16 protein-coding genes are annotated in these 18,535 nt (G+C 51.0%); 7 read left to right on the forward strand and 9 right to left on the reverse strand.

All coding sequences use genetic code 11. The features are described 5' to 3' along the window. Positions 1–2: 2 nt before the first annotated feature. From SK38_RS11335 to SK38_RS11345, 3 genes are all read right to left on the reverse strand, one after another. Positions 3–1,295, reverse strand: a complete 1,293-nt coding sequence (locus SK38_RS11335; RefSeq protein WP_008784024.1) for an efflux RND transporter periplasmic adaptor subunit — start codon at positions 1,293–1,295, stop codon at positions 3–5. A 75-nt stretch (positions 1,296–1,370) separates the two neighbouring features. Then, entirely contained in the window at positions 1,371–1,718 is a 348-nt protein-coding gene (gene cusF, locus SK38_RS11340; RefSeq protein WP_048235928.1) for a cation efflux system protein CusF, read from the reverse strand. 32 nt (positions 1,719–1,750) lie between these two features. Next, positions 1,751–3,133 (reverse strand): efflux transporter outer membrane subunit, encoded by a 1,383-nt coding sequence (locus tag SK38_RS11345; RefSeq protein WP_008784022.1) that lies wholly within the window; start codon positions 3,131–3,133, stop codon positions 1,751–1,753. Between the two features lie 195 nt (positions 3,134–3,328). On the opposite strand from SK38_RS11345, the gene cusR reads away from it, so the two are divergent. The 5 genes from cusR (at position 3,329) to SK38_RS11370 (ending at position 7,668) form a co-directional block, all read left to right on the forward strand. Further along, entirely contained in the window at positions 3,329–4,012 is a 684-nt protein-coding gene (cusR, locus tag SK38_RS11350) for a copper response regulator transcription factor CusR (RefSeq protein WP_048235929.1), read from the forward strand. Continuing rightward, positions 4,002–5,453 carry a Cu(+)/Ag(+) sensor histidine kinase gene (locus tag SK38_RS11355; RefSeq protein ID WP_048235930.1) on the forward strand — a complete coding sequence of 484 codons (1,452 nt, stop codon included), beginning with the start codon at positions 4,002–4,004 and terminating at the stop codon, positions 5,451–5,453. Before cusR ends, SK38_RS11355 begins: the two co-directional genes overlap by 11 nt. Positions 5,454–5,578: 125 nt before the next feature. Continuing rightward, a complete protein-coding gene (locus tag SK38_RS11360; protein ID WP_048235931.1) occupies positions 5,579–5,905 on the forward strand; it encodes a hypothetical protein in 327 nt (108 codons plus the stop codon). A 372-nt stretch (positions 5,906–6,277) separates the two neighbouring features. Next, positions 6,278–6,781: a hypothetical protein gene (locus SK38_RS11365; RefSeq protein ID WP_048235932.1), complete on the forward strand. Its 504-nt coding sequence runs from the start codon at positions 6,278–6,280 to the stop codon at positions 6,779–6,781. Between the two features lie 83 nt (positions 6,782–6,864). After that, complete coding sequence (locus SK38_RS11370) at positions 6,865–7,668, forward strand: MBL fold metallo-hydrolase (protein ID WP_048235933.1); 804 nt, start codon at positions 6,865–6,867, stop codon at positions 7,666–7,668. Positions 7,669–7,737: 69 nt separating this feature from the next. On the opposite strand, the gene SK38_RS11375 is transcribed toward SK38_RS11370, so the two are convergent. Next, positions 7,738–10,182, reverse strand: coding sequence for a trimethylamine-N-oxide reductase 2 (locus tag SK38_RS11375; protein ID WP_032942601.1), 2,445 nt, complete (start codon positions 10,180–10,182; stop codon positions 7,738–7,740). A 20-nt stretch (positions 10,183–10,202) separates the two neighbouring features. Beyond that, a complete protein-coding gene (locus SK38_RS11380) occupies positions 10,203–11,297 on the reverse strand; it encodes a NapC/NirT family cytochrome c (RefSeq protein WP_048235934.1) in 1,095 nt (364 codons plus the stop codon). Positions 11,298–11,824: 527 nt separating this feature from the next. Between SK38_RS11380 and uspF the strand changes: the two genes are divergently transcribed. Next, entirely contained in the window at positions 11,825–12,253 is a 429-nt protein-coding gene (gene uspF, locus SK38_RS11385; protein WP_003831130.1) for a universal stress protein UspF, read from the forward strand. A gap of 55 nt (positions 12,254–12,308) precedes the next feature. Here the strand turns inward: uspF and torD are convergent, their stop codons facing one another. The 3 genes from torD to torC are packed head-to-tail and all read right to left on the reverse strand — an operon-like array spanning position 12,309 to position 16,628. Further along, positions 12,309–12,923 carry a molecular chaperone TorD gene (gene torD, locus SK38_RS11390; RefSeq protein ID WP_048235935.1) on the reverse strand — a complete coding sequence of 205 codons (615 nt, stop codon included), beginning with the start codon at positions 12,921–12,923 and terminating at the stop codon, positions 12,309–12,311. Next, entirely contained in the window at positions 12,920–15,460 is a 2,541-nt protein-coding gene (gene torA, locus SK38_RS11395) for a trimethylamine-N-oxide reductase TorA (protein WP_048235936.1), read from the reverse strand. The genes torD and torA overlap by 4 nt, the downstream gene beginning before the upstream one ends. Beyond that, positions 15,450–16,628 carry a pentaheme c-type cytochrome TorC gene (gene torC, locus SK38_RS11400; RefSeq protein ID WP_003831126.1) on the reverse strand — a complete coding sequence of 393 codons (1,179 nt, stop codon included), beginning with the start codon at positions 16,626–16,628 and terminating at the stop codon, positions 15,450–15,452. Before torC ends, torA begins: the two co-directional genes overlap by 11 nt. 131 nt (positions 16,629–16,759) lie before the next feature. On the opposite strand from torC, the gene torR reads away from it, so the two are divergent. Next, positions 16,760–17,452 (forward strand): two-component system response regulator TorR, encoded by a 693-nt coding sequence (gene torR / locus SK38_RS11405; RefSeq protein ID WP_003831125.1) that lies wholly within the window; start codon positions 16,760–16,762, stop codon positions 17,450–17,452. Here torR and torT read toward each other — a convergent pair. Beyond that, a complete protein-coding gene (torT, locus tag SK38_RS11410; RefSeq protein WP_048235937.1) occupies positions 17,425–18,456 on the reverse strand; it encodes a TMAO reductase system periplasmic protein TorT in 1,032 nt (343 codons plus the stop codon). The two genes, torR and torT, sit on opposite strands and share 28 nt — an antisense overlap. Between the last annotated feature and the right edge of the window lie 79 nt (positions 18,457–18,535).

Genomic DNA, 18,535 nt, shown 5'->3' on the forward strand with positions numbered 1-18,535 from the left:
CCTCAGTGTGAATGGGTCGCCTGGGCTGGCATGGCGGCTGCGTCTTGCGCCTTACTGTTCTGGGCGCGCATACGGTCCAGTGCGCCAGAGATATTCGCTTCAGAATCAATCAGGAACAGGCCACTGGACACCACTTTTTCGCCTTCGGTCAGGCCGGAGCGGATAGCCGTCAGCCCCTGGGATTCATGGAATACCGCAACCTGTTTCGGCACAAATCGGCCTTCGTTATCAACGGTGATGACCCGCTGCTCGGTACCCGTATCAATCAGTGCTTTAGACGGGATCAGCAGCATTGGCTCGCTTTGTGTTTTCAGTTGCAGGTAAGCATTCATCCCGGGCTTGAGCGCCTCGTCGGGGTTATCGACCTGTAAACGGAGCTGGAGCGTACGCGTGGTAGCATCAACGCTTGGTAAGATACTCCACTTGCTGATGGTGAAAGGCTTATCCGGCCAGGCGGGCACGGTGATGGTAAACTGCGAGGCATCTTTAATCAGCCAGGCGATAGATTCCGGGACCGACGCGCTAACCCATACCGGGTCCATGCCCTGAATTTTCGCGACCACATTGTCTTTGGAAATATTCATACCGGTACGCAAATCAAATGCGGTGATCACCCCATCGATAGGCGCTTTCAGGGTAAAGCGAGTCTGAATTTTACGCGTCGATTTTAAGCGCTGGATATCTGCTTCAGGCATTCCAGCCAGACGTAATCTCTCCAGAATCCCTTCCACCTGCGTCGCGCTACCACCCGTTTCCCGCAGCAATAAATATTCGCTCTGCGCCTCAACCCAATCAGGAATAGTCAGGTCGATCAGCGGCGAACCCTTCTTAATTTTGTCCCCCACGGTCAGCGGGTAAACCTTCTCGATAAAGCCCGCAGAGCGTGCCTGGACAATAACAAACTGGTATTCGTTATAGCTAACGTTGGCCGGGAAAGTTTGCGCGTAGTGCAGTGGTCCACGACGCACTGGCTCTGTTTTCAGACCCAGGTTCTGGGTCTGTGTAGGATCGATGCGCACGCCAGGCGATGACGCGTTCGCGGTCTCTTCATCGGCATATTTCGGGATCAGATCCATATCCATAAACGGCGATTTACCCGGTTTATCAAAGCGCGTGTTCGGATACATGGGGTCATACCAGAACAACACTTTTCTGGCTTCTTTTTGCTGAACTGGCCCGGCTACAGACGATATTTTTGCCGATGAATAATAAGTATAAACACCGACAGAAATAATCCCGCCGGCAATCATGCTACCGAGAATAAGCGCGGTATTTTTAATATTTAAAGACGCCATAGTGATTTCCATTGCGCGATAGTCTCGCCCGCGTTCGCAAAACCCGGGCAAGAATAAAAGAGACCAGCGAGAACGTTATTTACTGATGTGAATATCGCGTAACACAGAGAGATTTCCCTGCTGAACAAACGTAAACGCGACCTTATCGCCTGGCTTAATATCATCAGCCTTCGTATCAGCAACCAGCGTAAAGCGCATCGTCATGGCCGGCCAGTTCACCGCTGGAATAGGGTCATGCTTAATCGTGATTTTTTTACTCTCCATATCAACAGCTTCAATCACCCCGGTAGCGCTAATGGGTTGTTCCTGTTGAGCCGCTGGCTGCATATTCATCATCTCGCCATGCTGATTTTCATTGGCCTGGGCGTTAAACATAACCACAGAGAAAAGGCTAAACAGTACGGCTTTGGCGGTAGTATTCATACATCATGCTCCTGAAAAGTTAATATTAAGGATTACTCCACCCAACCGCCGCCTAAGGCAGCAAACAGTTTAATTTCATTAACCTGTTGGGCGTAATTAAGATCGAGCAGCGATTGCCGCGTAGCGAATAAAGAACGTTCTGCGTCTAATACTTCGATATAGCTAACTGCGCCATTCTGATAAAGCGCTCTGGCGCGCTGTAGTGTGATTTGCAATGAATCCAGATAACGCTGCTGCCCACTAATTTGATCGGCAATGCTTTGGCGTAACACCAGTGCATCCGCCACTTCTTTAAACGCGTTCTGAATTTTTTGTTCGTAATTCACTACTGACTGTTGCTGGCGAATTTCTGCCAGGTCGAGATTGGACTGATTACGTCCGGCGTTGAAGATTGGAATATCTATTTTGGGGACAAAATTCCACATGCCGCTGGAGGCATTAAATAAATTGGAAAGATCGCTACTGCTACTGGACACGGAACTGGTCAACGTTATCGACGGAAAAAATGCCGCCCGCGCAGCACCGATATTGGCATTTGCCGCCAATAATCCGTGCTCAGCTTCCATAATATCCGGGCGCTGCAACAGTATTTGCGACGACAACGATGGCGGCAGCGTTACCGGTTTAATATCCCCACGACTGCGCGCCTGGTCATCGGGTAATTTCCCGTATGTACCCAGCAACAGTTGCAGCGCGTTATTGGCCTGTGCCAACTCACCTTTACGCTTGGCAATTTCGCTACGCGTACTTTCAATCACACCGCGCGCTTGTTCCAACGCCAGTACGTTGGTGCTACCGGTTATCAGTTGCTTCTCTACAAAAGCATAAGAGCGCTGATAGTTTTGCAGCGTTTCTTCGGCAACTTGCAACTGCGCGTAAGCCAGACGCTGGTTGAAATAGCTTTGCGACACGTTGGAAATTAATAAGATATGCACCGCCCGACGCGCCTCTTCGCTGGCGAAGAAGTTCTGCCGTTCGGCTTCACTCATATTTTTAAGCCGCCCAAAGAAATCCAGGTCGAAACTGAGATTGAGTCCAGCTTCGAATTCACGATCGGTGCTGCTATCACCTTTTAATTTACCGCTGTAGGTACCGCTGGAGCCTGCCGTGATTTGCGGATAACGGTCAGCGTCCGTGACGCCATACTGCGCTCGCGCTTCCTGAACCTTCAGCGTCGCCATGCGTAAATCGCGGTTATTGATCAGCGCCTCACCAATCAACGCCTTCACCTGGTCGTCAACAAAAAAGGTTCGCCACCCCGTGTCCTGGTATTCACCAGGAGCCGACACCAGGGAATTCTGGCTTAAAGAAAATTGCTGTGGCACCGGCAAGGCCGGGCGCTGATAGTCCGGCGCCAATGAACAACCAGCGAGCACGAATATAGCGCTGAGAGTAAGAAGCTTAAATTTGCTCATAGTTCTTCTCGTCCTGACCGGACTGATGTCCCTAAAATAAGTAGGAATTTATAGTCTTGTACTTTAACGAAGTGACTCTGTTTAACCGGTGACAGGAAAATGACAAAACTGTCATTTTCCCAATAACCGATTGCTATCCGATCCCGCTTCCCTAGAATTGAAAGTCCGCACAACCAGTGCGAGAAGGAGAATGCGATGAAGGTTTTGATAGTCGAAGATGAGAAAAAAACCGGTGAATACCTGACGAAAGGCCTGACGGAAGCGGGTTTTGTTGTGGATTTGGCGGATAACGGCCTGAACGGGTATCACCTGGCGATGACCGGCGATTACGACCTGCTCATACTCGACATCATGCTGCCGGATGTAAACGGCTGGGATATCGTGCGGATGCTGCGTTCCGCCAACAAAGGAATGCCCATTCTTCTCCTCACCGCACTGGGTACCATTGAACATCGGGTTAAAGGTCTGGAATTGGGTGCTGATGATTACCTGGTTAAACCGTTTGCCTTCGCCGAACTGCTGGCACGGGTCAGAACGCTGCTGCGCCGGGGCGCTGCGGTGATTGTTGAAAGCCAGTTTCAGGTCGCGGATTTAATGGTCGATCTGGTCAGCAGGAAAATCACCCGCAGCGGTACGCGCATCACCCTGACCAGCAAAGAGTTTACGCTGCTTGAGTTTTTCCTGCGCCATCAGGGGGAAGTTTTACCCCGCTCACTGATCGCCTCCCAGGTCTGGGATATGAATTTTGACAGCGATACTAATGCCATCGACGTCGCCGTTAAGCGTCTGCGCGCCAAAATTGATAACGATTTTGACCCGAAACTGATTCAGACCGTGCGCGGTGTGGGATATATGCTTGAGGTTCCTGATGACCAGTAAACGATGGCGGCGCCCTTTTTCACTGGCGACACGACTGACCTTTTTTATCAGCCTGGCGACAATTGCTTCATTTTTCGCCTTTGCATGGATAATGATCCACTCCGTGAAAGTCCACTTCGCCGAGCAGGACATCAACGATTTACAAGAGATTAGCGCCACGCTGGAGAGGATTATTAACCAACCCAACGAGCCAGAATCACGCCGCCTGGAAACGCTAAAAAATGTGGTGGCGGGTTATTCGAACGTCATTATTTCTCTGGAAGATAGCAACCAGAAGGCCATTTTCCATTCGCCCAATGCGCCGGATCTCAGGCAGTTTATCGCCAGTGCAAGGCCGGATAAAAATGCTCATGCCAGCGATGTTTTTATTATCTCAGGCCCCACACTGCAAACCTCCAAACATATCCACGGACAGAAAACATCGTCTAACTGGCGAATGATTCGCCTGCCGGTAGGACAACTTGCCGATGGAAAACCAGCGTATACGCTGTATCTGGCATTATCGATCGACTTTCATCTGCACTATATTAACGATCTGAAAAACAAGCTGATTATGACAGCATCGCTGATTAGCATCATGATTGTTTTTATCGTGTTGTTCGCCGTATACAAAGGTCATGAACCGATTCGTAACGTCAGTCGTCGCATCCAAAATATCACCTCGAAAGATCTCGATGTACGCCTCGATCCGCAAGCTGTTCCTATTGAACTGGAACAACTGGTGAGTTCGTTTAATCATATGATCGAACGCATCGAAGACGTATTTAAACGCCAGTCGAACTTCTCAGCGGATATTGCCCATGAGATCCGCACGCCAATAACTAACCTCGTCACCCAAACGGAGATTGCGCTCAGCCAGACCCGCAGCCAAAAAGAGCTGGAAGATGTGCTGTATTCCAATCTCGAAGAGTTTGGCCGTATGTCGAAGATGGTGAGTGATATGCTGTTTCTGGCGCAGGCGGATAACAATCAGCTGATCCCAGAAAAAAAAGCGCTCAATCTGGCTGATGAGGTCGGTAAAGTGTTCGACTTTTTCGAAGCCTGGGCTGAAGAGCGTGAGGTTGGTTTACGGTTTGAAGGACGCGCATGCTGGGTTTCAGGCGACCCATTAATGTTACGCCGGGCAATGAGTAATCTGCTGTCAAATGCCATGCGCTATACGCCAAAAGGCGAGTCGGTAACCGTGCGGGTGAAAGAGGCGGATGGCCAGGTGCAGATAGTCGTTGAGAATCCCGGAAACCCCATTCCCCCGCAACATCTTCCGCGACTCTTTGACCGCTTTTATCGAGTGGACCCTTCACGACAGCGTAAGGGCGAAGGCAGCGGCATTGGTCTGGCGATTGTGAAATCAATTGTGACTGCCCATCAAGGAAAAGTCTCGGTGACTTCCGACCCTCATGCCACTCGCTTTATTCTGACGCTGCCCAAGCACGCGATTTAATTTATGGTGATGACGCTTATACCCGTCATCACCTGTTGTCTGACACAACCGTCATAATCCTGTCACGCCACTGACAGCCCCTATTAATTATACTTTCTTCCGTAAACCCAAACAGGAGAAATATGATGAATAAGATGTCCTCTTTTTTAGCTATCGCGTTTTTTATTTCAGCTGGCGTTAATGCGGCAGAAACACCCAAAATGCATCAGCAGGCCGCAATGGCTCATGAAATGATGAATAACAGCGATGCCCCTGCACATCAACAAATGGCACAAGCACACGCCGCGCAGGCAAATAATTCATCGTCAACATCAACCAATGCGCAATCATTTTCACAAATGAATGAACATGAAAAAGCAATGGTTGTTCACCAATCGGTAAACAACGGCCATTCATTTGCTCATGAGGTACAGGTCGAGCAGCACCGTGCGCAGATCTCCACTCAGGGGTAAAGACGAACTATATTGACAACGACATCCATAAATACGCGAAGTTTGAATATTGTGGACTACTCTCCCCACGCGGGCCTGTTTATATACAAGCCCGCGTCCCACTTCATCGTTAATGTCAATATTAATAATTCATTAAATCCTTCTTCTAAAAGTAAATACATCTTAGCTCTCTACCCGGATTGTATAAAATAAGTAAATAAACAGCTTATTATGTTGCGTATTACAGCATTCACCACCCCACCCTAATTATAAATTAGGATTCCCCCTGGTATGCTTCATTAATATTTAATGGGAGACTGCCGTCGTCGTAAACATGACAGTCAAAAAGTTCGCATTCCTATAAATAAATTTAATGATGATAGTGAGTAAAAAATGAATAAACGTCTGCTAACCCTCCTGGTCCTTGGCCTGACAACTGCCACAACAGCATGTGCAATTACCCCGGCAATGCAGAAAAAGTATGAACGTTCAGGTTGTACGCAGATGAGTGAACTCAATGGCTGCGATGTGAATAAATCCTATCAGTGGAACCGCGATCATGGCTTTATTGAGAACAGTAACGGCCAGCAGAATCGTCATCATCATGGTGAAAAACAGCAAAATACCACTAACACGGATAACCACGATAATGCCGGTATTGATGGCAAATTCAGCGGAAATTACGTAGCCAAATTTGCCAGTGGTCAACGCAGCGTTGATATTCACGTCGAAGATTCCGGCGTTTACGTCAATGGTAATGAAGTGCGTGACGTAAATACCTATAAGGATACGATGACCTTCCGTGTCGGCTATGCCACCTATACGATTAAAACAAATGGTCACGGTAGCTGGAATGACAGCGATGCAGGAAACGCAGGCAAAATTGTGCGTGAATAACGGATAACGCTAAAGAGCGCTGAGATCACAGCGCTCTCAAAAGCGATGCATTACAGTATGCCGTTTTAATACGGGAGTCAGGCATGGCTTTAACCCTCACAGTGCTGCTTGAAAACCGACGCGCTGCTGGCGCAGAAAAATCAATACTGGCCAAGCCTGGATTAAGTCTGTTAGTTCAGGATGAAACAACCACAATATTGTTTGATACCGGGCCGGATGGCAGCTTCATGCATAACGCTGCACAAATGGGCGTGGACCTGACCCAATTAACCGCCGTAGTGCTGTCGCACGGTCATTATGATCACTGCGGCGGCGTGCCATGGCTTGCGGATAACAGCCGTATCATTTGCCATCCCCAAATAGCCTGCGAACGGTACGCCTCAGTTACGGTTGCGGGAACACCACGAAAAATAAAAAAACTCTCGCGTGATAACAACTACTCTCGATTCATAATGGAATACACCCGCGAGCCGCTGGCTATCAGCGATCGCTTTTTGTGGTCCGGGGAAATAAGTGTCCCCACGCCACAGTCCTATGGCGTGATTAGCGAGAAAACACTCCAGCCAGATTACATCAGTGACGAAGGCGTATTAATCTATAAATCTGCACGCGGGTTAGTCATCATTACCGGTTGCGGGCATCGGGGAATAGAAAACATCGTACGCCATTGCCAGAAAATCACCGGGGTTACCAAAATTCACGCCCTGGTCGGTGGCTTTCATTTACGCTCCGCCTCCCCCGCTAAGCTATGGCGGACCCGACAATTTATTCAGCAACAGCAACCCGAAAAACTGCTCGGCTGTCATTGCACCGGTTCGTGGGGGCGATTGTGGCTACCGGGAACTGACGCCCCGGCAACGGGAGATGTGATAGTGCTGGCTGAGTAACAACAGTAAAACGTTGCCCAAACAGCAATAAAAAACGGGAGCCTTACGGCCCCCGTTTATCAGTCATCATTACATGGTGACAATTGCTGGCTCATCAAAGACGGTGAGTTTTGGCGCTTCACCGGTGTATTTTTCTGCGTATACCAGGCTGGTATTCCCGGCACAACCATTCGCCAGTCTTGAAGTCGGGATATCCGCCGTCAGCACGTTCGCGCCGCCATTTTTACAGATACCGTTTTCAATATCCGGCCATGCGCCTTCATGAATACAGATGATACCCGGTTTAATGCCGTCGCTGACGTGCGCCCCAACCAGAACCTGTCCACGAGCATTCCATACGCGGACCAGATCGCCCTCGGCAATCCCTCTGGCTTTTGCGTCATCCGGATGAATCGTCACCGGTTCACGATTGGCAATCGCGTACTCTTTACGTAGCGACGCGTAGTTCAGCTGGCTATGCAGACGATGTGCCGGGTGCGCCGTCAGTAGCTGCAGCTGATCTTTATCCGCAGTTCCTTTCCATTCATCCGGTTCAATCCAGGACGCATGCGGCGGACAGTCTTTATACTGATAGCCTTCAATAGTTTTCGAGTAGATTTCTATCTTGCCGCTCGGCGTTCCGAGTGCGTTCATCACCGGATCGCTGCGGAAATCCGCGTAGCGCACATATTTGTTATTCTTTTCATTCTCACGCATTTCGATCAGCTTATTCTGCTGCCAGAACGCGTTGAACTGAGGCATGGCAACACGCTGGGCGCGGGCGGCTTTTTGCGCGACGTCATAGAACTGCTTCAGCCACGCCATTTCGTCTTTACCTTCGGTGTAGACAGCTTTCCCCCCCGGCTTGAGCATCTCAGCCAGATCGGCAAATACGTCAAAATCACTACGCGCTTCAAACTGCGGCTCAATGACCTGCTTCATCGGTACCAGATGCTGGTTACTGTAATCACCGGTCATGGTCAGATCGTTACGCTCAAACGAGGTGGTGATTGGCAGAACGATATCGGCGTGTTTGGCCGCAGCGGTCCAGTAGCATTCAGAGATGACAACCAGTTCAGGCTTCTGCCAGGCTTTGATTAAGCGGTTGGTATCCTGATGATGGGTAAAGTTAGCGCCGCCCGCCCACCAGATCATTTTGATATCCGGGAAGGTTTGCTCTTTACCGTTATGTTGATATTTGCCGCCTGGGTTTTCCAGCGCTTCGACAATTCGCGCTACCGGCAGGCTGGTCACCGCATCGGAAACCGCCCAGTCATTACCTGCCGATGACCCACCCTCAATTTTGGCGGAGATCGCCGGTAAAACCCCACCGATGCGCGTTGGGTTACCGCCGTTGGAATAGTGATAAGAGAACCCGAAGCCGCCGCCTTCGGTACCAATTTGCCCCAGCATCGCCGCCAGAGTCACCAGCATCCAGTGTTTTTGCTCACCGTATTGCTGGCGCTGAATCCCCCAACCTGCCATGAGCATGGTTTTGTTGCTGGAGAAAATTTCCGCCAGCTTTTCCAGTTGCTCAGCAGGCACGCCACACACGCCAGATGCCCATTCGGCGGTTTTCTCTACTTTATCGCTCTTGCCGAGCAGGTACTCTTCAAACTGCGGATATCCGGTGGTGTATTTTTCCAGGAAGGCTTTGTCGTGAAGGTTTTTCTTCACCAGCGTATGGGCGATCCCTAACATCATTGCCACATCGGTCCCCATATGTGGCGCAATCCAGGTCGCATTATCACCAAAGAACTCGATGGTTTCAGAACGCATCGGATCGATGGCGATGACGCTTTTCCCTGATTTCTTCAGCAGATTAAAGTATTCGATCCCTTGTTCATCCGTGCTGCTCCAGGCAATCTTAAGGGTGTTGAGCGGATTCATCCCCCACAGCACCACGACCTGACTGTGCTCAAGCACCATCGGCCAGGTGGTTTGCTGCTCATAAACCTCAACCGATCCCACAACATAAGGCATGATCACCTGCGCGGCACCGGTTGAATAATCTCCGGTATGCCCAGCGTAGCCACCGGCCATGCTCATATAACGTTGCAGTAAGGTTTGCGCCTTATGCAGAACGCCGCTGGATCGCCAGCCATAAGAACCGGCAAATATCGAAGCGGGACCATAGCTGCTGCGGATCCGGCTGTGCTGTTCATGAATGAGCTTCAGCGCTTGCTCCCAACTGACCCGCACGAAGGGATCGTTACCGCGTTTGCCATCCGCTTTACCCGGATTTTCCAGATAGCTTTTGCGCACCATCGGATACTTAACGCGGATATTGGTATGAACCTGATCTGGCGCGGTTTGCTGTAATGAGTTCGGCACCGTTTTCGGCAACGCACCTTTTGAGGAAACCACTTTTCCGTCTTTTACTTCCACGTATACCGCACCCCAACGTGCTGCCGTCAGGATTGCTCCGCCATTCTGGCCTTCGGCCCAGGCTGGCATTGGGATCACCGAAGAAATCGCCATTGTCCCGGTTGCCGCGCCAGCCGTCTTAATAAAGTCACGTCTTGTGAGTTTCATGATTTCTCCTGATTGATCGCTTATTTATTCATGTCTTTAGCGTTGTACTGGAAGTAACGGCTCAGGATATCCAGTTCGGTTTCACTGATATTGGTGCGAGCGCCCATCCCTTTGGCTACTGAAGGCCAGGCGTTGAGCGTGAAATGATTCGCCGGAATTGGCGCATGACAGCCTGCGCAGTACACATTGTCGAGTTTGCGCGCGTAATCCCACATTGGTTCGCGGCTGGCGAGAGCGGAACCGCTCCATTCCCCCTGTAGCACGACATCTCGCCACGCATTGCCGTAGTCATCTTTTTTCCAGTCGGAGAGGATCTTCAGCGACTGTTGACCTTTTTCACTCAGGCTGGCAAGAATCAAACGCTGCCCTGCTGCGTAGTAAATAACCTGTTCACTTCCTTGCATCTGGCTACCGCGAATCTCGACCAGTCGCGCGTTGTCCGTTGTTTTCAGGACCTGCATTTTAGTTGCCGGGTAAACGGTTCCCAGATCGCCCAACGCGGTGTTGCTTACAGCATAAAGTTCAGTTGCTGAAGCTGGGGTGGAGGCTGACTGCGCTTCAAGCCCTTTAAGCGCGCTGTCATCCATTTTTATTTCAGGTGGGAAATGGGCGACGCCTTTATGGCAATCAATACAGGTTTGCTTTTCCGCGATGCCCATTTTGTGCATCTTCTGAGCATCCGCGCTTTGTGCGGCAAGATCCATGGCGTCCATACTGTGGCAGCTACGGCAGGTCGCAGAATCATTAGCCTTGAGCTGTGCCCAAACGGTTTGCGCCATCTCCAGACGGTGTTCTTCAAATTTTTCCGGGGTATCGATTTTTTTGGTTATGAACTGATGATAAACATCTTTTGAGGCCCGCAGCTTAGCCACCAGAAAATCCAAACCGCCCTCCGGGATATGACAGTCCGCGCACTCTGCGCGAATGCCTTTCTGATTCTGGAAGTGAACCGAGCCTGTATATTCTTCGTAGGGCGCCTGCATCGTATGGCAAGACAAACAGAATTCTGTACTCGAGGTTTTATGTAATGTCCATTGCCCCGCCAAAACAATAACTGCACCAAGAACAATGCACAGCAGCATCGTCCATAGGATAGTTTTATTTATTTTTCTCATCTTTTAATTCCATCAGACGAATACCCTTTTAGAGGTAGACAATAAATATCCTAAAGCAGCTATTTATTGATATTCATCAAGCGCGGAGAGAAATGAGAATCAGCAAATGGGTAAGTTTGAAGAGGCTCGCATAATTAGTGAGAACGAAATGTAATTATTGTTTTTTCTTTAAAAACAGATTTTTAAACCACTTACCAAGTTTATACATCTGTAAAGTAAGATGATGTCAGAATAAAAAATTACGGAATTCATAACGCTGTTGAAATTACCCCCTTAACGGCCATCGTTATATAATTAAATATACAATGAAAAATATAAAAAAGCACCCTTTTCTATTTCGAGATGGCAAGCATTAACGAGGGGACATCTCTTTTGGTTTTGCTCAGAAATACATTCAAGATAGGTTTACAGTACATACTGCTTAATGACACGCACTGATGCACACATCCTTGATTTGGTCACTTATTATACAGAAACAACTTTCGCTACACTCAGGGTAGAGGTAAAACAAACAGGAGGTAGTGAATATGTATCGCTCAATTCTGGTGCCCATTGATATCTCTGAAGCCGATCTCACTCGTCATGTTGTGCCGCAGGTCCAGGCGCATGCTAAAACCGCGAAGGTCCACTTTTTAGCCGTTATTCCTACCGTTCCGTTCTATGCCTCGCTGGGACTGGCCTACTCTACCGAATTTCCGGACAGAAGTGGTCTGCAGGCCAAGGCCAGCGAAAAACTCGAAGAAATTATTAAGCAGTTCAATATTCCTGCCGGCAGGACTCAGACCCACGTCGTTTACGGCCCGCCGAAGGATCAGATCCTCAAGCTGGCGGAGGCGGTTGACGCCGAGCTTATCGTCATCGCCTCACACAAACCGGGGTTTAGCACTTATTTACTGGGTTCAACGGCGGCAGCCGTAGTCCGCCACGCGAAATGCCCGGTGCTGGTTGTGCGGTGATAGGGTTAAAACGGGAGCGAATATGCTCCCGTTTTTCTGTGGCTCAGGCTATCACTCAGTTCTGATGATCCAGCCAGACAAATGCCAGTAGCAGCTGGCTCAGCGCAGCGTAGAAACCAAAGTCATCATATCGGCGGCATTTAGCGGTGAACTCAGGTAACCAGCGTAACAGCCCCGCCAGCGTTTCTCTGCGCAACGCATCAATACGCTGACGGCTAACCCCTGGCTCACCAAGAGAAAAATGCAGATGGCTCAGCAGTTCGATAAAAATCGCCAGATGATCGGCTGATTCGCTAAACGTATCGCTTACCTGCATGCCCGCATCAGATAACAGTTGTTTAATGACCCCGTAGTTTGGACCTTCTTCAAGATGAGCCGACGCATAGGGTAACGCGGCGTGTTTATCCGACATCAGGAACAGGCTGCAAAAATCAGCCGCCAGTTCCAGGGTAGCGTCTTCACGTACCTTGAGCGCGGCAATTTTCGCTTCCAGCAAAAGAACATCCGCCTCAAGCGACGGTTCACCTTTGAGTACGGTGAACCACTCCGTCATTTCGCTGGACTGCAATTGCGCTAATCCCTCACCGTCACGCTCCCGGGAAAACATTTGCGCCAACCATGCATAAACACAGGCCATCTGTTCTGTCGTCAGGGAGGTGTGTTTCATCATGACGTCACCTTCTGTGCCGGGACATATTCGCACTGCGCCACCATTTTTATCGGGCCGCTGAACGCCGTCACGTTATCCACCTTACCGGTATATTTCTCAATTTCCACCAGCGTAGTATGCGCACTGGTCGCCTGCGCCAGCTGAGACGTGCCGATATCTAGGGTTAACACGTTCGGATTACCGTATTTACACAGCGCTCCGCTTTCTCCACCGTTATCAGGATCGTACCAGGCACCTTCATGGATGCGCGCCACGCCCGGCGAGTAGAGATCGGAGACAACCGCGCCGGCCAGCACTTGTCCACGCGCATTAAATACACGAACTATATCGCCGTTGCGGATCCCCCTGGCGCTGGCATCCTGCGGGTTAATAAACACCGGCTCTTTGCCACCTACCGCGTAATGCTTACGCAGCGCTTCGGACTCGCAGAGCTGTGAATGCAGACGGAAATCCGGGTGGACGGATTGCAGATGCAGCGGCCAACGCTGCGATCCGGGCCCACCGTGTGAACGTTCGATTTTCTCAAACCACATTGGATGCCCCTGACAATCGTCATATTGCATATCGGCAATAGTTTTCGAATAGATCTCGATCAAACCGCTCGGCGTCCCCAGAGGCTCAAGGTCGGGATCTTCGCGGAAGGCCTGATGACGGACAAACATCTGCGGATGTTCGAATTCAACGTACTCTTGCTGATTCCAGAAAACGTCGAAAGCCGGAAGATGAACACCGCGTCCCTTCCCTTGCTGGCTTCCTTCCTGCCAGATGCGCTTCAACCAGCCCATCTCATCCAACCCTTCTGTGAACGCTTCTTCACGGTTAAAGCGGCGGCAAAGATCGCGGAAAATATCGAAATCATTACGCGCTTCAAACTGTGGCTGCACCAGCTGCTTCATAGCGATAATGCCGCGGTTGGAGTGGTTGCCATATTGGTCGAGATCGTTACGTTCAAACTGGGTCGTCGCCGGTAATACGATATCGGCGAATCGACAGGTCGAAGTCCACTGATTGTCGATGGCGATAACGGTTTCCAGCTTGCGCCAGCCCTCAATAATACGGTTGATCTGCTGGTGACGATGGAAAGGGTTGGTCCCGGCAAAAACGCACATCTTCAACGGTGGCAGCTTGACGGTTTTACCGTTCCAGTTGATGCTCTTGCCCGGCTCCAGAATCGCATCGATAAAACGCGCGATCGGGATGGTACTGCTGTAGCCCTTATAATCGGTGCTGTCATGTACCGGTGGAACGGTGGTGGAACCAGAAAATCCGCTCAGGATAACGCCTTTACGCCCTGGGGTGCCCGCGCCGTTGTAGTGCCAGCCAAAGCCAAATCCCCCGCCGGGTAAGCCAATTTGCCCGAGCATTGAGGCCAGCACCACGATCATCCACGCCCACTGTTCCCCGTGCTGCATACGCTGCACGCACCAGCCAGCAATAATTTGCGTTCTGCCCCCCGCCATCTGCCGCGCCAGTTCACGGATTGTCTCAGCATCAATCCCGCAGATTTTTTCCGCCCACTGAGCATCTTTAGGCTGTCCGTCACTTTCTCCCAGCAGATAAGGCAGAAATTGCTCAAACCCAACGCAGTAGTTCTCGAGGAAATGCTTATCGTAGAGCTTCTCGGTATACAGCGTGTGTGCCAGCGCCAGCTGTAGTGGCACATCAGCCTGCGGGTTTACGGCGATGTGCTTAACCTTGTCGCGGCCAAGGTAGTCATGAGTCGAGGTGACGACCGGGTCAACGCTGATGACCGAAATCTCGCCCCGCGCCACTTTATCCTTCAGTTGCTCGTAGTATTCGTAGACATCATGATCCGGGCACCACCAGTTCGCCTGCTGGTTTTTGATGAGGTCAGAACCCCACAGCACAATGGTTTTGCTGTTTTCGAGTACCAGTGGCCAGGAGGTCTGCTGTTCATATACCTCCATTGAACCCACCACGCGCGGCAGAATGACCTGAGCGGCACCGGTGGAATAGTCGCCCCCCGTACTCACGCTGTTGCCATGCAGCGCAATGGCACGCGCCAGCATCCCGGAAGCATTGTGGAACATCCCGGTCGATTGCCAGCCGCTGGCCGTTAGCAGCGCGCTCGGACCATAAGTCTTCTGAATGCGCTCCAGCTCCTGATAGAAGAAATCCAGCGCTTCATCCCACGAAACGCGCACAAAGCGGTTATCTCCACGTTGCGAGGTATCGCTCTGATGGCGTTTACGCAACCAGTCCACGCGGACCATCGGGTAGCGAATACGCGCTCCACCATGTACGTGATCCGGGAGTCCGGCAATCATTTTTGACGGGTATTTATCGCGCTCGAACGGCCTGGCCTCAATGAAACGACCGTCAACCACGGTGGCACGAATCGCCCCCCAGTGAGAACCGGTCAGAATCCCCTCTTTGACGCCTGCCCCCTGCACCTCTGCGGCATTAGCGCTACGCGGCGTGAGCAGCGAAGGCCCTAACATACCAGCTACGGTCAAGCCGCCCAGTTGCAGCAAAAAACGTCGGCGCGATGCCTGAAAGAGATCGTTATTTTTCATTGCTTTCTCCCTTATCGCCATGCGGCTTATCCGTAGTGTCAGAGGCATTCATCTGCAAATATTTCAGCAAGGTACGTTCTTCGCGTTTATCCAGACTGGTAAATCCAATCATGCCGTTCAACGTGCCAATCCAACCGTTAGCATCAAAGTGTTCTTTCTCTGGTGCACCGTGGCATTGGTTACAGGTTCCGTTATAGAGCGAGTCGGCATAAGCCCAGATAGGTTTGATATCGTTGACCATATCGCCCTTCTGCATCCAGGCAGTGGCCTGCAATTTACTCCATGGCGTATTCGTTTCCGCAACGGTGGTTTGCTCCAGCGTCTTCACGTGCTGCTGGATGTCGCCACGAATGGAAGCCACAAAAATGCGCTTGCCCGGCAGTTGCGCCAACACGCGCTGACGCCCATTACTCTCGGTCCAGCCCACAATTTCAATTTGCAGCCAGTCACCGTCACGCTTTAACACTTTCACTTCAGAAGCGGGCAGCAGTGAACCTGCAGGTTCTTTATCACCTTTGGCGGCATAAATAGGTTTGATGTCCAGAGAGTAGAGCGTCTCGCCATCGTCGTTCGCCCTGGCGCGTAACTCATCAAACTGCTTGCGGAAACCACTGCTCATATCGGGAAGCTGGTGCGCAATACCTTTATGGCAGTCGATACAGGATTGGTTGTCCTTGGCCGCAATCTTCATCTGGCGCGCAGCTTCGGGATGTTGTTTCGCGTGGTCCATCGCATCATAGTCATGACAAGAACGACAGGTCGCGGAGTTGTTCTCCTTCATTCGCGCCCATTCGCGCTCCGCCAGCTCTGCGCGTTTGGCTTCGAATTTCTCTGGAGTATCAATAGAGTGGGCAACAAAGGTTTGGTAAATATCGTTGCTGGCCTCCAGCTTACGTTTCACCATGCCTGGAATATCGGATGGAATGTGGCAGTCATGACATTCTGCGCGCACCCCGGAGGCATTCTGAAAATGCGCAGACTGTTTATATTCTTCGTAAACCGGCTGCATACTGTGGCAGCTCACGCAAAACTCGGTAGAACTCGTTAATTTAATACCAACGTGCGGCAAGACGATCAGCGCAATACCGACCACAATCCCGATAACGACCAGCGCCAACACTGACCAACGTGCGCTCGGTCTGAGCAGCGCCCTCCATAGTTTCCGCATAATAGCCCCTGTAATCTTATGGTTTAGTTACAGAGGATCTTATTTCTCAAATGTGAACAGCAACACTGGTCAGGATGAATGGCTTACGGCACAATGTGAACAGATATGAACAGAAAGAGAACACCATCAGGATGCCGCATCACATTGTCATTGTTGAAGATGAACCCGTTACCCAGGCGAGGTTACAGGCATATTTTGAACAGGAAGGTTATCATGTCTCTGTCACTGCCAGCGGAGCTGGTCTGCGTGAAATAATGTCACAATATCCTGTCGATCTCATTCTGTTGGATATCAACCTCCCGGACGAAAATGGCTTAATGCTGACCCGCGCCCTGCGCGAACGCTCAACGGTGGGGATCATTCTGGTGACAGGTCGTAGCGATCAAATTGACCGGATCGTTGGCCTGGAAATGGGCGCTGATGATTATGTCACCAAGCCACTGGAGCTACGTGAACTGGTGGTTCGGGTTAAAAATTTGCTCTGGCGTATCGATCTTGCCCGCCAGGCACAGCCGGAGACTAAAGATAACTGCTATCAGTTTGCCGGATACTGCCTGAATGTCTCCCGGCATACCCTGGAGCTGGGCGATGAGACGATCAAACTCACCCGCGCCGAGTATGAAATGCTGGTCGCCTTTGTCACCAATCCGGGGGAAATTCTCAGCCGCGAACGTTTACTGCGTATGCTTTCGGCACGACGGGTAGACAATCCAGACTTACGCACCGTAGATGTACTGATCCGCCGTTTGCGCCACAAGCTACGGGCTGATTTACTGGTGACACAGCACGGCGAAGGTTATTTTTTAGCGGCCGACGTGTACTGATACAGATAAACCGGACGGAACCCGCCAGGAGACAGCGAGCGTTGAACATGCTGGCTGTCGGCATTTTTCGGGGTGAGCACCAGGATCGGCGGACTGATATTTTCCGGTACCGGTTGCCCTTGTAGCACCCTGATCGCCTGTTGAATCGCCAGTTCACCTTGCCAGACCATCTGATCGCTGGCAGCCATAATGATTCTTTCGCGTTTAAGTCCGCGATACACCTGATGCGACAGGTAAAAAGAGACCACGGTTAGCGGCGTCCCCGGATTCCGCTTCTCTCCCATCGCCGCTTCCGCAGCAATTGCCGTACCGGCAACCACATCGACATCCGGGTGACGCTCAAGCATCTCCTGCAACAGGTTGCGCTGAACTTCAATATCATTATCCCCCAACGCCACATCCACGATGTGCACCTGACTACCGGCAATCGCCTGACGGAATCCTGCCACCATTTCGCGGCTGCCTCCGGCGTCATCAGGTCCTGGCAATAGCAGAACCTTTAACGGTTTGCCGCCGCTCCACTTGACCAGATAGCGGCCCGGCTGATACCCCATCTGGAACCACGGAACACCGACCCGTGCTTTCACCGTCGGATCGTCTATCGCATTCACTACCTCAATGACCGGCAACGCGCCTACCTGCGCGGAAAGATCCGGGAAGGTCGTCGTGCTGCTACCCAGCAATATGGCATCTGCTCCCCATTGCTGGCACTGGGCGATTTGTGTTTTTTGCGTGGAGAACTGACGATACCCTCCCGCCTCTAACACCTTCAGACTTACTCCGTATTTTCTCGCCGCCTCAAGCATGCCGTAATTCACGGAAAGCCAATAGGAGTCTTTCAGGCTGGGATACAGCGCGCACAGTTTCCAGACTTTGTTTGCAGTAACGTCCGATTGCACCTCCGGGACTGCCTGCTGCGTATCCTGCCATCGCAGCAATGCGGCCCCAGCCGCATGACTCAAACCGGGAAAAAGCGTGATTAACAGGAAAACCAATACGCGCATGATAGCCTCAACATTGATAAGGCTTTATCCTAGTTGCTTTCCTCTTTTGGACTCAACCTTTTTAATCTGTGGCGACCAG

Source organism: Citrobacter sp. MGH110 (assembly GCF_001037515.1).
Lineage (GTDB): Bacteria > Pseudomonadota > Gammaproteobacteria > Enterobacterales > Enterobacteriaceae > Citrobacter > Citrobacter portucalensis.

Coding starts and splice junctions, on each gene's coding strand:
- SK38_RS11335 (WP_008784024.1), bottom strand. CDS start 1,295: ATGGCGTCTTTAAATATTAAAAATACCGCGCTTATTCTCGGTAGCATG.
- cusF (WP_048235928.1), bottom strand. CDS start 1,718: ATGAATACTACCGCCAAAGCCGTACTGTTTAGCCTTTTCTCTGTGGTT.
- SK38_RS11345 (WP_008784022.1), bottom strand. CDS start 3,133: ATGAGCAAATTTAAGCTTCTTACTCTCAGCGCTATATTCGTGCTCGCT.
- cusR (WP_048235929.1), top strand. CDS start 3,329: ATGAAGGTTTTGATAGTCGAAGATGAGAAAAAAACCGGTGAATACCTG.
- SK38_RS11355 (WP_048235930.1), top strand. CDS start 4,002: ATGACCAGTAAACGATGGCGGCGCCCTTTTTCACTGGCGACACGACTG.
- SK38_RS11360 (WP_048235931.1), top strand. CDS start 5,579: ATGAATAAGATGTCCTCTTTTTTAGCTATCGCGTTTTTTATTTCAGCT.
- SK38_RS11365 (WP_048235932.1), top strand. CDS start 6,278: ATGAATAAACGTCTGCTAACCCTCCTGGTCCTTGGCCTGACAACTGCC.
- SK38_RS11370 (WP_048235933.1), top strand. CDS start 6,865: ATGGCTTTAACCCTCACAGTGCTGCTTGAAAACCGACGCGCTGCTGGC.
- SK38_RS11375 (WP_032942601.1), bottom strand. CDS start 10,182: ATGAAACTCACAAGACGTGACTTTATTAAGACGGCTGGCGCGGCAACC.
- SK38_RS11380 (WP_048235934.1), bottom strand. CDS start 11,297: ATGAGAAAAATAAATAAAACTATCCTATGGACGATGCTGCTGTGCATT.
- uspF (WP_003831130.1), top strand. CDS start 11,825: ATGTATCGCTCAATTCTGGTGCCCATTGATATCTCTGAAGCCGATCTC.
- torD (WP_048235935.1), bottom strand. CDS start 12,923: ATGATGAAACACACCTCCCTGACGACAGAACAGATGGCCTGTGTTTAT.
- torA (WP_048235936.1), bottom strand. CDS start 15,460: ATGAAAAATAACGATCTCTTTCAGGCATCGCGCCGACGTTTTTTGCTG.
- torC (WP_003831126.1), bottom strand. CDS start 16,628: ATGCGGAAACTATGGAGGGCGCTGCTCAGACCGAGCGCACGTTGGTCA.
- torR (WP_003831125.1), top strand. CDS start 16,760: ATGCCGCATCACATTGTCATTGTTGAAGATGAACCCGTTACCCAGGCG.
- torT (WP_048235937.1), bottom strand. CDS start 18,456: ATGCGCGTATTGGTTTTCCTGTTAATCACGCTTTTTCCCGGTTTGAGT.